This window comes from Candidatus Reidiella endopervernicosa (assembly GCF_013343005.1).
In the GTDB taxonomy this organism is placed as follows: Bacteria; Pseudomonadota; Gammaproteobacteria.
In genome coordinates, this window is record NZ_CP054491.1 from 980,733 (window position 1) to 993,069 (window position 12,337).

Consider the following 12,337-nt stretch of genomic DNA (forward strand, 5'->3'; position numbering starts at 1 on the left):
TATATGAGAGTAAGAAGGGTGGTGTGGTTGAGCGCTCTGATCAAATCATATCTTTGTAATATGAGTGGTTGGGGATGAATTCAAGTGAGGCGTTGACTGATAATGAGAACCTCGATTGGATATGTAGCTGTTTTATGCTCACGCGTTAGACTCTTTACGAGTGAATAGTGATTAATCTGCTATAAAAAGGGCAATGTATGAATGTCGATAAGTGCCATAAAAGAATAGAGAAGAAGGTGAAGCGTGGTTTTCAGGGCTACCCTTTGATTTCCGTTGATTACTACGGCCCTGATGATTCGCTGGCAACCAAGGTGATAGTCGGGTTTGTGGCTGAAGAGGGCTTTAAGCCACAGCAGCAGGAGTTTGAGACCGAGGGTGATATCAGAGAAGAGGTCAACGTGCAGACGACGATCCTTAAACTCATCGAAAGAACAGAGGCGAAGACGGTCACCCTGTCTGAGGGTGTTCTGCCGCTAGTCGGTTAATGAGTTGTTGCCATGCGTAGTGGTTGAATGTCGCTATTGGATTCAGGTCGAGTCAGGCCAATAGCGCATTCCAATGTTGTAGGTCTCATCGTCAGGTAGGGCAAGTGGTTTCGGTCGTGTCTCTGTACTGCATTGCAGTTCCGCCGCAATGGGTCTCTCCAGTTGTTTGAATACCCCTTCGATTTCCATGCGCTTGGCTTGAGTAAGCGTAGCCACTTATACGGCTTCCCATTTGCGACGGTGATTACCATCGCTGTCAAACGCTATGCGCTTATGTAGGCCGGAAGATGGCTTCCCGATCATGCAGGGGACGAAGGTGTGAGGCGAATACCATCGGCAAGATACCGTTCCTCATTCTCCTGATGTTCTGTTGAGTGAGTATGCTTGAAACAGTACTGAAAAGGCCAGCGCTATATACCGTTTTAGCTGTTGCAGTGCAGAGATGGTGCGGCGGACGGTTGGTCTGATAATGGACTGATTGCGCTAATAACCACTGGATTAGAGTGGGTTAGATGTAGTCTACTTTGGCGCGGATATAGTCGGACCCAGTATAAAAAGAGCTAAATAACGGTAGGAAAATCGTTATTCGTAGTTGTCGCGCTAATTAGAAAGAATAATTAGATAAGTTAATAGCTTCCATCTCTAGAGTGATTCATGTTTTAGATACAAAGTTAAGCACGTTGTCCCTGCGCATTATTACCACCCAAGTTACCCTGATCGGACTGGCATTTAGCCTGGTAGGCTGTGATTTCGAGCAGGCAAAAGAGACAGTGATCGAGCTGGTGGAATCACCGACTGCTGATGCTGGTGCGAACCAGTCGGTCTCTGGCTATGAGGATGTGACACTCAATGGCATCGACACGGCCCCCGACGGTGAAAGTTATACCTATCAATGGACTCAGCTGTCGGGAGACACAGTCACACTACAGGATGAGGATTCACTGACACCCCATTTACCGCCCCAATGAACGATCAGGCGCTCTCATTCAGGTGACGGCGACCAGTTCACAGGGTTTCAGCGCCACCGATGAGGTGGAGATTGCGGTTGATAACGGGTTGGTGGTTGCACCGAGTGTCAACACTCGCTTATGTGTCAACTGATCAGAACGACTACGACGTTGAGGCAGACTGCCCGGTCTATGAGCCAAACTGGTACGAGCCGGGCTGGGACTGGTCGGCTAACCCGCGTTATGAATTCGATGCAGGTCCAGTGGTGGTAGTGCTTGGCGACGATTACAGCTATCTATCGGCGGAGGAGGGCACAGCCCTGACTGCGTTGCAGACAGACCCGGCTATGCAACAGAACCTCATCGATAACCTGTTAGAGATCCGTCGCCTCATGACTGAGGATTATAAGATCTCGATCAGCAATACGGTGAGTAACGACAGCGGCAAGTGCTATCGAACCAGCATGTTTGTCAATGGCACAGTGATCTGGAATAACGATACCGTACCGACATCGGGTGCGGGTACCTCGGCCTATTCGGACATGATCCCTATATGGAGATCCCGCATGCGGAAATCATTGCCATGACCGCAGATGACGCACCGATACAGCGTACCATTCCGCACGAATTTCTCCATGCACAACAGTTTGATATCACCCGTGGTTATCAGGAGGGATGGTGGTGGTATGTGGAGAGCTACGCGATGTTCTTTGCTAATGGCATCCGCGGTACCGCAGACTATCTGCCGGGTTACCACTTCCTGCGCCACTGGGCGATCGATTCGGCGATGACGCGCTATAACAGCTGGCCGTTTTGGATGTTCCTCGCCGACCGCTACGGCTATGAGTTTACTGCCGATATTCTGCAGCGCTATGTCGATCCCGAGGAGTCAGCGCTGGAGTTCATTAAACGGATCGCACCTTGACTGTAGTGAGGCAGATGCAAACTGCCGCAGTGCAGCAATGGCCAATCTATACGCCGACTTTGCCAATAGCACGGTAAACTATGGCGTCTATTCAGATATGCTCAATATTGATGTTCGCAGCTACGCACTGGATACGCCGTGGGGTGATCCGCGTGTCAGCGGACGGCTAGAACAGGTCGCCGAGGGTCAATACCGTATTCCCGACTGGCTGGCCCCGCAGCGTTTTGCACACAACATTATTCGACTGATACCCGATCCCGATAGTGAGGTGCTCTCGATTACGCTCGATGGATGGGATGTTCCAGAGCGTGGTGCCGAGTGGCGTGCCACGGTGGTTGCGACGCTTGATGACTCGACGCTGCCCCCGAGGAGGCATCCGCGCCGATGTTTATGGGGGACGCAAAAATATCAACCTGAGTGATTGGGAGGCCGAGCTGGGGAAACCGATTCAGCGACTGGAGCTGGTGGTTGCAGCGGTACCGAGCAACTGGAAGCGTGACCAGGACCTGCCCGCCTTTAGTGGACCCTATCGCGGCCCGGTGCTGGATCGTTACGTCTATGAACTGAAGATAAGCGGTGCGTGGCCGCAGGGACATGAGCCGCAGGCGTTGCGTGAAGCGCCCGGTGTTAGCGGTGCCGTACACGCCAATGGCGGCGGCTTTGTTGCTGACACGGCCTCGGTTGCCCGAGTGCCTACGTCGATGCAGAGGCGCGCATTCTCGGCAGTGCCCAGGTGCTTGGCAATGCCCGTATCGAGGACGTGCGGTGATCTCAGGTAGCGCGGTGATCAATGATCAGGCGATCGTCAGTTCGGATGTTCATGTCGGTGACACGGCCAGGGTGGATTTTAGCGCAACGGCCCGTGATGGTGTCTATCTGGCTGGTGGTGCGCAGCTGACCGAGAACGGCAAGATGCGGGTGATGGTTACTACTACGGCGGCTTTACGTCTCTGGCCAGGGCGTGGCGCTGGGTTCGCACATCAATACCATCACTCAGAACGCCACGATCACCGGTACTGCGATTTCAATGGGCATGGCTGGATTGATGGTGGTAGCACGATCGACACCGGAACCCCTATGACGGACCGGGTAACTACTGGAGTGAGAATGATCAGGGACTGTTTATGCACTACGATTTTTCAGCACCACACCCTATCGCGTCAAGGATATTCACGTCGATAGTGACGCCTACTATCTGGATCTCAACGGTGCGCCAGCCGGCGGTGCCACTGCAACCCGATACCACGCTCAGCAGCAGTGTGCTGGAGCTGACCGGGACGGGTTATCTGTCGTTGCCAAAGTGGCTGCTTGATCAGACCAGTTATAACCTACAGATGAAGCTGAACTGGCAAGGTGGTGGGTTAAGCACACAGACGCTGCTCGAGGCAGCAACAGAACGTGGCGAGCGTGTGAGCGTGCAGCTGGTGCCGATCGACGCCAACAGCTTCGACCTTCGGTTGCAGTTTGTCTCCCGTGATGGGGTCAGCCTCAGCCAGAGTGTCCTGTTGTCGGATACGACACTGACGAGTGATGTGTGGCTGGATATTGCACTGCTATTTGATGATGCCTCGAAAGAACTGAAAATTACGACGGTTCCAGTCGGTGGTGGCAGCGCGGGCGAGTCGGCACTGACCATCCCGTACGCCACCCGTGAGTTCGATTATGACACCCTGGATATCCGGGTGGGGGCTGCGGTGGAGGGAGGCGGCACTCCATGCAAGACTTGATGAGATCATGCTCTATCGATAACCGGGTTAGCGATGAATACCCTTGCATCTACGCTGAAGGTCTACAATCAGGATGATTGCGATATTCTCAAGGGATCGATTATGAAAAGAGTCTGTGTCGTTGGCGCATCCGGCAAGCTGGGTCAATATATGGTGCAGCATGCACTCGATCGTGGATACGAGGTGGTCGGGGTCTGCCGGGAGAAGAGCGTTGCTAAGCTCGACACCTTCAGGGATCGCATCACGATTATTCCCGGTGCGACCAATGACCGGGAGGTGATCGAACGGGCGGTTGAGGGGTGCGACGGTGTGCTGACGGTGCTGGTGCCGTGGGGGGTGAACGACTACTCATCCGGCACGGCGCAGGCGGTGCTTGATCTGGCACCAGCCGATGCGCGTCTAATCTTCTCCTGTGGCTGGCATATCTCGCGTGACGGTCAGGACGTCTACTCATTTACCTTTAGGGCGTTAGTGGCGGTGTTTGGCAAGTTGATGCGCCTCTTCCGTCTGGTCGACATCGATGATCAGGTCGAGGCGTGTCGTCGCATCTTTGCCAGCGACAGAAAATGGACCGTGGTGCGTGGCAGTGATCTGGAAGAGGGTGAGAGTCAGGGGCTGCCTGTCTGGAGTCGCCATGTCGGTGATGCAGTGCTTGAGAGCAACCTGACTCGTCGTATCGACTTCGCGCTCTTTATGGTGACGGCACTGGAGGATGATGCACTCATCCAGGAGGCACCCGCGATTGTCGGTCGTCGCTCTCCGTCGGCGCAGACCGCAGAGGCGGCCAGTTAACATAGATGATTTCGACTAATAACAACTGAGGTGGTGTGATGGAGAAGACATTTCAATTTAGTGGTCCGATGGCGCTGCTTGTCGGTGTGGTGGCGCTGATTATTATCGGTATTCGTTTGGCCAGCATGGGTGGTAACAGTGATCCGGAGCTGGAAGAGGCGGTTCGCCAGGAGCTGTGGAGTGATCATGCGGGTGGCATGGTCAGTCAGCTGCGACAGAAGTTTGAGAGCGGCTCGATGGCTAAGGGCGATGTGGAGAAGGTCGGTGCTGAGGCGATTTCTATTCTCAAGATCGGCACCAGTAAACCACTGCTAAGTATGTCGACCAATGAGCGGGTAATCGTCTTTGTGCGTTACATGGTTCCCGATGACGACAACGTTCATGAAAAGTATATGGAGTTTACCAACGCCACCCTCGGTGGCTGGCGTTATCGTTACCGCAGTTCTGTGATCAGCTATTACCTAAATCTCTTTTAACGTTAGAGGGACTACTAGATCATTACGGGTAACTGGAGATAAGAGTAGGTAATGGACGCAAAGGATGTGATCAGGTTTGGTTTTATGCGATTGGATATGGTGGCCTTCTCTATAGTCTGTTCAGCCTGATGCTGAGTGTCGCTGCAAAACGTTGGCGACAAGCCGAAGCCAAAATTGTCTATTCGAGTGTTGAAGAAGATTGTGATTCTGAGGGCTGCTCTTATAAGGCAAGGGTTGTTTATAACTATATCGTACGAGGTCGAAGTTACTCATCTGAGAGGGTCGGTTTTGGTTATCTCGCCTCCTCGATATCGTTTTTGCAAATAGGTTTAGATCAAGGTTTAAATTGGGGTCAACGACGAATGTCTACTACAATCCATCAAACCCGAAGTCGGCTGTATTGATTGTAGGCTTGCGGTCGTATCATCTGGTAAACATCGCTTTTGTTGTTTTGTTTCGATTGTGCACGGTAACTGAGTAGAGATATATAGCGGCATTGGCGCATGCTGTGCTGATCTGTGGTGCGGTTTCAGAGGGAATGATGGATATTCAACAGCTAACCGACTTCTTTATGTGGTGCACAATTATTAACGGTGGAATCTACCTTGTCTGGATTCTCTTTTTTGTCTTAATGCCCGACTTTATCTATCGCATGCAGAGTCGCCTCTTCCCGCTCTCACGAGAAACATTCAACACCGTGGTCTACGCTTTCTTTGGCGGTTTCAAACTTCTCTATATGATTTTCAATGTCGTTCCCTTGGTCGCGTTGTTAATTATTAAGGGGTAGTGGCATGGAGGTGATCGAGGTCTTTAAGGGATTTGCTGCAGATTTTGAGCTGTGTGTGGCCGATGATAATTGGTCGCGTCTGGCAAAGTGGCTGGCTGAGGATGCGATCTATCTGAACGTGGGTGGGCCAGATCCACGCTTTGAGGGGCGTGATGCGATCATCAACTATCTTCGTGAAGATGTGATGAATCTTGATCGTCGCTTCGATTCGCGCACGCTTGAAGCGCTGACTAAGCCTCGGGTGGATGGTTCGAATCTGAACCGCCGTTGGCGTGTTACCTACACACTTTCGAATGCCCTGATCTGGTGGTCGAGGGTGAGGCGCGGTATCTGATTGAGGGTGATCTTATTTGTCGAATCGAAGAGGAGGCGACGCCAGAGTCGCTAGAGGCGGTTGGTCAGTGGATGACGGAGTATGGGGAGCGGTTGGGTGTTGCGACGCTATAACTCTTTATCGCTGATTTCCTTTATTACGCTATGGCTGATGACCATCTACTGCGGTGCGGCACAGGCGGGCCTGCTCAGCGCCATAATGAAAGCGGGCAAAAAGGCCGATATCGATACACCTGCGCTTAAATATGATGTCGATCTTCCGGGAGGCAAGGATGACCTGGTGGGCGCGCCCTATCTTGATGAGTCGGGAAACTGGAAGGTTAAGTTAAAAGATAAATCGATTATCGATCCCAGTGCTCCCTATGCACTGCAGGCCGTAGGAAAGAATAAATTGCGGTTGCTCATCGATGTTGATGACCTGCCATCATCCCTGGATAAGTTTCTAGAGTTGCCGCCTCATCTTGAGATCTATGTGGTGAGAAAGAAGCAGGCGTATCGGCTTAAAAAGGCAGAAGGGTGGTCTGTTGCTAAGGGGCGGGTAGAGGTTGCTGTTGGTGGTGTCGATGCATTGCAGCAGGCGGTCTGGCATCTGCAGCGCCCCTGGTCTTCTGGAGCCGTGCATATCGTCGGTGCTGGACTGAAATCCAGGCAGGGTGGTTCGCGGGTGGCGTCGATCGATATCGAACAGTTCCTTAATGATCCCGCCAGGCTCAAACATCAGACATTGGTGGTGCCAGGCAGGGTTTCTGGCAATGAATTGTTTGTGGCAGGGCAGAAGGGACAGGGCGTTGATCTGCGTCGACTGAAACAGCATGCGCAGGAGAACAGCATTAATCTGGTGGTGCTTGATGCGGTCGATCAGAAGGCAGCGAGAATGGTGGGTAAACAGCTGTTACAGCGTCTCGATGCTTCGATGATCTACGATGACACGGCCAAATTCTTTCAGCGCTTCGGTGGCGATGAGGCGATGAGACTCACGTTCGATCCCTCTCGCAACTCACAGACACTGATCAGCAATAACGCCTACCGCCCGATCGTAGAGCCTGTGGCTGGGGCACCCGTGTCGGCCGCGACGGTCATAACCGATATTTCACTGCATGGCCTGTTGCATGCGGTGCACGTTATTCGTCCCGATCAGGAGCATGCACGGGAATATGATCAACGCATCGTGCCGATGATCCACTCCAACGTGCAGTGGTATCTGCTGGCCTCGCTGATACTCGGCTTTATGTCGTTCAGCTTTACTCGCTCGGTGTGGCAGAGGATCTGGCCGCCGAGGAGGCGTGAGCAGTTTGGCAATGTGATCTTTTATGCCAGCTACGCACTGTGGCGTGGCCTGCTCTTTGCCTTGCTGTTTGTACCCCTGTTGGGTCTGTTTACTTTTATCGCGTCAGTGGTGCTGTGGGTCTACCGCCTGCTACGCCGTGTTGTGTTGGCGATCTGGTGGATGATTGAGACGTTATTGATTAAGCCGCCTCGCTATATCTACCGCAAGATTGCCGGTAGCCAAGAGCCCGAGTAGGACCTCTAATATGCAAACAGACTACAAGCCGCGCTGCCACATCTCTCGTAGTGGTGCGTGCTCAGGTGTATCTATCGCTGTGCGGATCTCAGTGAGCAGTCGCTGTTTGTCTCGTCCCAATATCCCTTTCAACGCCAGATAGTTTGAGGCGTGGTCACTGCGAAAGATGGTGTTTTTCAGCTCGCAGTGGCTGACGAACTGCTCCAGTTCTGAGAGCAGAGCGCCGCGTTCCAGAAGTTGAAAGTCACTATCGAAGCCTTCGCGGAAGCGCTGTTCACCCTCCGGTAGCATCAGTGCCAGGGTCGAGAGGTATTCAGGTTGGATCGCGTTGAGCGCCTCGGCTGAGTGGAGGGCGTGCCGTTCGGAGAGCGACGCACCGCCGAGGCCGTTGATGATCATTACCGAGAGCTTGATGCCCGCAGCCCTGGTGCGGCAGAGTGCCTCGATGGTCGATGCGGCAGTCTCACCCTTATCGATGCGCTGCAGTACCTCGTTATCCCCCGACTCGATACCAACATAGAGCAGGCGCAGTCCCGCCTGTCGAAGATCACGTAGCTCGCGGTCGCTTTTGTTTGTGATGTTTCTCGGCATTGCATAGGCAGAGACTCGCCCTACCTTCGGTAGCTCGGTTTGAACCTTATGCAGGATAGAGAGCAGGCGACGGCTGGAGAGCACCATTGCATCGCCATCGGCAAGAAAGAGCTTTCGCGGGAGTGAATCAAGCTTGGTAATGGCTTCAATCTCAGCGAACAGTTCACTCTCCGGGCGGGGGCGAAACTGTTTGCTGCGATACATCTCACAGAAGCCACAGCGGTTCCAGGAGCAGCCTAGTGTGGCCTGGAGAATCAGTGAACCCGCCTCGCTGGGTGGGCGATAGAGCGGTTCGACATAGTTGAGAGGGAGGAGTGACATCAGCGAAACATATACCACTCAACGCGTCGATGCGACTCCGATATTGCGACTGTTGATCTATCGGCGTTGGCCTGAAAGATGATGGCAGAATAAAGACCGCTTTAAGTTACTGGTTTTGTCGGTCGGGACCGAGCTTGATTATCCCACTGCAGCAATTGGACAAGGCCGCAGCAGTAATCTATTTAAACCAGTACAGCTTCACTGTCTCCCGGCACGGATCGTCGAGAGGGATAGTTAATGGGCGAGTCATCAAGGCGCTGTGCGCTGGCTGCCCGAGAATATTGGGGAGACTTCCCAATGCTGAAATTCCTTACCAATTTTCGGATCTCCAGGCGATTGTGGCTGATGGTCTTCACGGCGCTGGTTGCCATTGTTGCAGTGATGACGCTTGATGCCCTGCAACTGCGCGACCAGATGCTGATCGACAAACAGACCAAGACGCGCCACGTCGTGGAGACGGCTCACGGTCTGTTTGATTACTACCACCAGCAATCAAGCGCTGGTGCGCTCACCGAAGCTCAGGCGAAGCAGTCCGCTATCGACGCCATCAAAGCACTTCGATACGAGGAGAGTGACTACTTTTGGATCAACGACATGGGACCGGTGATGGTGATGCACCCGATCAAGCCGAAGCTCGATGGTCAGGATCTCAGCGGTCTCAAGGATCCCAATGGCAAACATCTCTTTGTCGCCTTTGTCGACAAGGTCAGGAGCGATGGCGGAGGCTTTGTTGATTATCTCTGGCCCAAACCGGGTTTTGATCAGCCGGTGGAGAAGGTCTCCTATGTGAAGGGCTTTGAGCCGTGGGGCTGGGTGATCGGTTCGGGTGTCTATATCGATGACATTGATGCGGTCTTTTGGGCCAATGTGCGAACCAATGCCGTGATCGGTCTGGCACTGATTCTATTTATTATCGCCATTGCTACCTTTCTTGCCTGGAGCATTACCCGGCCGATCAATCGCTGACCGCCATGGAGAGCGAAGCGAAGGCGGTTAGTCCCCGATAGTCGACGCCGTCTGCCTATTCGTAGTTGAGAGCGCGAGCGAACGACGGAGAAGATGCAGCAGCGGCTTTATGTCGGCGTAGAGTCACTGAGGGAGTTGTGTAGAGCCGCGAAGAGGTGATTACGCAACGAACGCAGGACGTCGGGGCGCCGCAGGTATAAACGGTCGCGTGAAGTTTTGCTGTTTGCTTGGGCGGATGCCCAAAACAAACTTTCGCAAAAATAGCGACTCCCGAAAACGACCGATGCAATGCACGGCATCGCTACCGGCGAGGGAGATCTAACCGGGCGGCTGGAGGTGATCGGTCACGATGAGGTAGCTGAACTCTCTGACGGATTTAATGCCTTTGTCGATAAACTGCACAAAATGGTGGTGCAGGTGGCTGAGTCGACCGAGCAGCTGGCGCGCTCCGCCTCTGAGGTGAGCAACATCACCTCACAGACCAACCACGCGGTGCGCAGGCAGCAGGGTGAGACCGATCAGGTCGCCACGGCGATTAACCAGATGAACGCCTCCGCGCAGGAGGTGGCGAGTAATGCCGGTCTTGCCGCCGAGTCGGCCCATCAGGCCGATGTTGATGCACAGGAGAGTCGTCGTATCGTAGCGGGCAACCGCGATGCGATTAACGCGCTTCATCAGGCGGTGAGCAGTAGTGCTGAGCTGATCGAGGAGCTAGGCAAAGATAGTCAGGATATCGGTGGGATTCTTGTAACCATTCGTGAGATAGCCGACCAGACCAACCTGTTGGCGCTGAACGCTGCCATTGAGGCGGCGCGCGCCGGTGATCAGGGGCGAGGTTTTGCGGTGGTCGCCGATGAGGTGAGAACCCTGGCGAAAAGAACCCAGGAGGCGACCCATGAGATCGAACAGATGATCGATCGCCTGCAGGGGCGTGCACAGGAGGCGGCCGAGGCGATGCAGCAGGGACAGACACAGGCGGAGCAGAGCGTGAAGAGCGCCGAGCAGGCGGGCGCGGCACTCGACTCGGTGGCGACCGCAATCGCCACCATCAATGATATGAACGCGCAGATCGCCAGCGCCGCTGAAGAGCAGACCACCGTGGTGGAGAATATTAATCGTAATATCGTTGCCATCAGCGATATTGCTCATCAGACCGCAGAGGGCACTCAGCAGAGTGAGGCGGCTAACGGAACCATGGGTGTGCAGCTCAACCAGCTACGAAGTCTGATCAATGAGTTCAAGCTTGGGGCGAGCGATAGTGAGTTCGATTTTTCTGCAGCACGTACCGCACATCTTGCCTGGCTGACCCGTATTCGTGCCCATCTCGATGGTAGCAAGAGTCTTAGTGATGATGAGATTGTCTCTGATCATCACTGCGCGTTGGGTAAGTGGTATTACAGCGATGGGATGAAGAGCTACGGCCACATCGACGCGATGAAAGCACTGGAGCCGCCACACGCCGAACTGCACCGCACTATCAAAGAGTGTGTCGAACTGACCAAGCGGGGGAATATTGATCAGGCTGAGGCGCTCTACCTGAAGATAGGTCCGATCTCCAAGACGATTGTCGGGCTGCTGGATCGGGTGGAGCAGACGGTAAAGAGTGGTCACTGAAAAGTGGTGTGAAGAGGCGACTCTCTGCCTAGTCACCAAACACCAGCTTACTGACTCTGCTAAAGCCACGGTCGGGTACTCGTAGAATAAACAGATCACCATATACGGTCGGTGCCTCACCATCGCCGCCCAGGTCGGCATAGATGCGATCAAGGTTAGTGGTGTTGCCTACCCACAGAACGGTCTTGCCGGGGTGGTCGTTGAGCAGTCGCCGGGTGATTAGCTCTACATCAGGATTTGCATCGACGAGGGTGATCTTCAGTCGACGTTGTTTGGCGAGCGGTTTAACGGTGTCGATGTTGCGCGCCAGGTCGGGGCTGTAGATGGCGCTGATGTCGTAGTCGGCCACGGCAGCCGGAAGGGCTGCGGCGCGTGTCTTGCCGAAGGGGGTGAGGAGTTTGGTGTCGGAGGTGCGCTCGGCATGGCGGATCAAGATGACGGTCGTGGTCGTTCCCTCTGGTGAGAACTGCTGCGTGGTGCAACCGAGGCTGAACATGTGTGCCAGAAGCAGGGGCAGCAGCACGAACTTATTTGTTATTCTCATAATCCACTCCCGTTCGGTTATCTAATGATTCGTAGTTGAATGTTAGTGCTTGTTCAAGAGAGGCTTCAGTATGGATGGCAGGAAACCGATCCCCGGTGTGTCACGCGAGCAGCGCCTCTCCGATCAGGGGCTGCAGCGGCTGGAGCGGCAGTTGAAGTCGAAGACGCGCATCAGTGATCGGGTGTTGGCGCAGTGGGTGAAACGTTATGGTGAGCCGGCGCGTGAACTCCTAAAAAAATATGGGCGATACGATAGTGAGCTAGGTTAAGCGCTGTATTCTGTGCACCGAGATAATAAGAAAGGGAAG

At 53.9% G+C, this 12,337-nt stretch carries 20 protein-coding genes; 17 read left to right on the plus strand and 3 right to left on the minus strand.

From position 1 onward, the window contains the following. The first annotated feature begins 197 nt into the window (after positions 1 to 197). The 14 genes from HUE57_RS05540 to HUE57_RS05600 all read left to right on the plus strand — a co-directional run bounded on the left by HUE57_RS05540 (position 198) and on the right by HUE57_RS05600 (position 7,994). Entirely contained in the window at positions 198 to 485 is a 288-nt protein-coding gene (locus HUE57_RS05540) for a hypothetical protein (protein WP_174672857.1), read from the plus strand. A 680-nt stretch (positions 486 to 1,165) separates the two neighbouring features. Further along, positions 1,166 to 1,453, plus strand: a complete 288-nt coding sequence (locus HUE57_RS05545) for a PKD domain-containing protein (RefSeq protein ID WP_174672858.1) — start codon at positions 1,166 to 1,168, stop codon at positions 1,451 to 1,453. A 104-nt stretch (positions 1,454 to 1,557) separates the two neighbouring features. Then, complete coding sequence (locus tag HUE57_RS05550; protein WP_174672859.1) at positions 1,558 to 2,019, plus strand: hypothetical protein; 462 nt, start codon at positions 1,558 to 1,560, stop codon at positions 2,017 to 2,019. After that, complete coding sequence (locus HUE57_RS05555; RefSeq protein WP_174672860.1) at positions 2,016 to 2,357, plus strand: hypothetical protein; 342 nt, start codon at positions 2,016 to 2,018, stop codon at positions 2,355 to 2,357. The genes HUE57_RS05550 and HUE57_RS05555 overlap by 4 nt, the downstream gene beginning before the upstream one ends. A 37-nt stretch (positions 2,358 to 2,394) precedes the next feature. Continuing rightward, the gene (locus HUE57_RS05560) at positions 2,395 to 2,778 is read left to right on the plus strand and encodes a DUF6055 domain-containing protein (protein WP_174672861.1); all 384 of its coding nucleotides are present in this window, start codon (positions 2,395 to 2,397) and stop codon (positions 2,776 to 2,778) included. After that, positions 2,705 to 3,136, plus strand: a complete 432-nt coding sequence (locus tag HUE57_RS05565; RefSeq protein WP_174672862.1) for a hypothetical protein — start codon at positions 2,705 to 2,707, stop codon at positions 3,134 to 3,136. Before HUE57_RS05560 ends, HUE57_RS05565 begins: the two co-directional genes overlap by 74 nt. Further along, complete coding sequence (locus HUE57_RS05570; protein WP_174672863.1) at positions 3,123 to 3,539, plus strand: hypothetical protein; 417 nt, start codon at positions 3,123 to 3,125, stop codon at positions 3,537 to 3,539. The genes HUE57_RS05565 and HUE57_RS05570 overlap by 14 nt, the downstream gene beginning before the upstream one ends. 26 nt (positions 3,540 to 3,565) lie before the next feature. Next, on the plus strand, positions 3,566 to 4,084 hold the full coding sequence (locus tag HUE57_RS05575) for a hypothetical protein (protein WP_174672864.1): 519 nt from the start codon (positions 3,566 to 3,568) through the stop codon (positions 4,082 to 4,084). 102 nt (positions 4,085 to 4,186) lie between these two features. Next, a complete protein-coding gene (locus tag HUE57_RS05580; protein WP_174673727.1) occupies positions 4,187 to 4,876 on the plus strand; it encodes an NAD(P)-dependent oxidoreductase in 690 nt (229 codons plus the stop codon). Positions 4,877 to 4,914: 38 nt separating this feature from the next. Then, on the plus strand, positions 4,915 to 5,352 hold the full coding sequence (locus HUE57_RS05585; RefSeq protein WP_078483896.1) for a hypothetical protein: 438 nt from the start codon (positions 4,915 to 4,917) through the stop codon (positions 5,350 to 5,352). A gap of 310 nt (positions 5,353 to 5,662) precedes the next feature. Next, positions 5,663 to 5,833 carry a DUF3592 domain-containing protein gene (locus HUE57_RS20195; protein WP_420885737.1) on the plus strand — a complete coding sequence of 57 codons (171 nt, stop codon included), beginning with the start codon at positions 5,663 to 5,665 and terminating at the stop codon, positions 5,831 to 5,833. Positions 5,834 to 5,860: 27 nt separating this feature from the next. After that, positions 5,861 to 6,139: a DUF6868 family protein gene (locus HUE57_RS05590; RefSeq protein ID WP_236860692.1), complete on the plus strand. Its 279-nt coding sequence runs from the start codon at positions 5,861 to 5,863 to the stop codon at positions 6,137 to 6,139. Between the two features lie 4 nt (positions 6,140 to 6,143). Next, the gene (locus HUE57_RS05595) at positions 6,144 to 6,473 is read left to right on the plus strand and encodes a hypothetical protein (protein ID WP_174672865.1); all 330 of its coding nucleotides are present in this window, start codon (positions 6,144 to 6,146) and stop codon (positions 6,471 to 6,473) included. Positions 6,474 to 6,623: 150 nt separating this feature from the next. Further along, the gene (locus HUE57_RS05600) at positions 6,624 to 7,994 is read left to right on the plus strand and encodes a hypothetical protein (RefSeq protein ID WP_174672866.1); all 1,371 of its coding nucleotides are present in this window, start codon (positions 6,624 to 6,626) and stop codon (positions 7,992 to 7,994) included. A 21-nt stretch (positions 7,995 to 8,015) separates the two neighbouring features. Here HUE57_RS05600 and HUE57_RS05605 read toward each other — a convergent pair whose 3' ends face one another. Then, positions 8,016 to 8,906 carry a radical SAM protein gene (locus tag HUE57_RS05605; RefSeq protein ID WP_078483890.1) on the minus strand — a complete coding sequence of 297 codons (891 nt, stop codon included), beginning with the start codon at positions 8,904 to 8,906 and terminating at the stop codon, positions 8,016 to 8,018. A gap of 297 nt (positions 8,907 to 9,203) precedes the next feature. On the opposite strand from HUE57_RS05605, the gene HUE57_RS05610 reads away from it, so the two are divergent. Further along, positions 9,204 to 9,872: a cache domain-containing protein gene (locus HUE57_RS05610; RefSeq protein WP_174672867.1), complete on the plus strand. Its 669-nt coding sequence runs from the start codon at positions 9,204 to 9,206 to the stop codon at positions 9,870 to 9,872. A 55-nt stretch (positions 9,873 to 9,927) separates the two neighbouring features. Here the strand turns inward: HUE57_RS05610 and HUE57_RS05615 are convergent, their stop codons facing one another. Then, entirely contained in the window at positions 9,928 to 10,161 is a 234-nt protein-coding gene (locus tag HUE57_RS05615) for a hypothetical protein (RefSeq protein WP_174672868.1), read from the minus strand. Between HUE57_RS05615 and HUE57_RS05620 the strand changes: the two genes are divergently transcribed. Beyond that, a complete protein-coding gene (locus HUE57_RS05620; RefSeq protein WP_174672869.1) occupies positions 10,161 to 11,486 on the plus strand; it encodes a methyl-accepting chemotaxis protein in 1,326 nt (441 codons plus the stop codon). The two genes, HUE57_RS05615 and HUE57_RS05620, sit on opposite strands and share 1 nt — an antisense overlap. 28 nt (positions 11,487 to 11,514) lie before the next feature. On the opposite strand, the gene HUE57_RS05625 is transcribed toward HUE57_RS05620, so the two are convergent. Beyond that, the gene (locus HUE57_RS05625) at positions 11,515 to 12,030 is read right to left on the minus strand and encodes a histidine phosphatase family protein (protein ID WP_078484782.1); all 516 of its coding nucleotides are present in this window, start codon (positions 12,028 to 12,030) and stop codon (positions 11,515 to 11,517) included. 70 nt (positions 12,031 to 12,100) lie between these two features. Here HUE57_RS05625 and HUE57_RS05630 point away from each other — a divergent pair, with 70 nt between their 5' ends. After that, positions 12,101 to 12,298, plus strand: coding sequence for a hypothetical protein (locus tag HUE57_RS05630; protein WP_078484783.1), 198 nt, complete (start codon positions 12,101 to 12,103; stop codon positions 12,296 to 12,298). Positions 12,299 to 12,337 lie beyond the last annotated feature (39 nt).

Bases quoted from the DNA above. Each gene is read 5' to 3' on its own strand.
- HUE57_RS05540 (WP_174672857.1), top strand. From the start codon at position 198: ATGAATGTCGATAAGTGCCATAAAAGAATAGAGAAGAAGGTGAAGCGT.
- HUE57_RS05555 (WP_174672860.1), top strand. From the start codon at position 2,016: ATGACCGCAGATGACGCACCGATACAGCGTACCATTCCGCACGAATTT.
- HUE57_RS05560 (WP_174672861.1), top strand. From the start codon at position 2,395: ATGGCCAATCTATACGCCGACTTTGCCAATAGCACGGTAAACTATGGC.
- HUE57_RS05565 (WP_174672862.1), top strand. From the start codon at position 2,705: ATGACTCGACGCTGCCCCCGAGGAGGCATCCGCGCCGATGTTTATGGG.
- HUE57_RS05580 (WP_174673727.1), top strand. From the start codon at position 4,187: ATGAAAAGAGTCTGTGTCGTTGGCGCATCCGGCAAGCTGGGTCAATAT.
- HUE57_RS05585 (WP_078483896.1), top strand. From the start codon at position 4,915: ATGGAGAAGACATTTCAATTTAGTGGTCCGATGGCGCTGCTTGTCGGT.
- HUE57_RS05595 (WP_174672865.1), top strand. From the start codon at position 6,144: ATGGAGGTGATCGAGGTCTTTAAGGGATTTGCTGCAGATTTTGAGCTG.
- HUE57_RS05600 (WP_174672866.1), top strand. From the start codon at position 6,624: ATGACCATCTACTGCGGTGCGGCACAGGCGGGCCTGCTCAGCGCCATA.
- HUE57_RS05605 (WP_078483890.1), bottom strand. From the start codon at position 8,906: ATGTCACTCCTCCCTCTCAACTATGTCGAACCGCTCTATCGCCCACCC.
- HUE57_RS05610 (WP_174672867.1), top strand. From the start codon at position 9,204: ATGCTGAAATTCCTTACCAATTTTCGGATCTCCAGGCGATTGTGGCTG.
- HUE57_RS05620 (WP_174672869.1), top strand. From the start codon at position 10,161: ATGCACGGCATCGCTACCGGCGAGGGAGATCTAACCGGGCGGCTGGAG.
- HUE57_RS05625 (WP_078484782.1), bottom strand. From the start codon at position 12,030: ATGAGAATAACAAATAAGTTCGTGCTGCTGCCCCTGCTTCTGGCACAC.
- HUE57_RS05630 (WP_078484783.1), top strand. From the start codon at position 12,101: ATGGATGGCAGGAAACCGATCCCCGGTGTGTCACGCGAGCAGCGCCTC.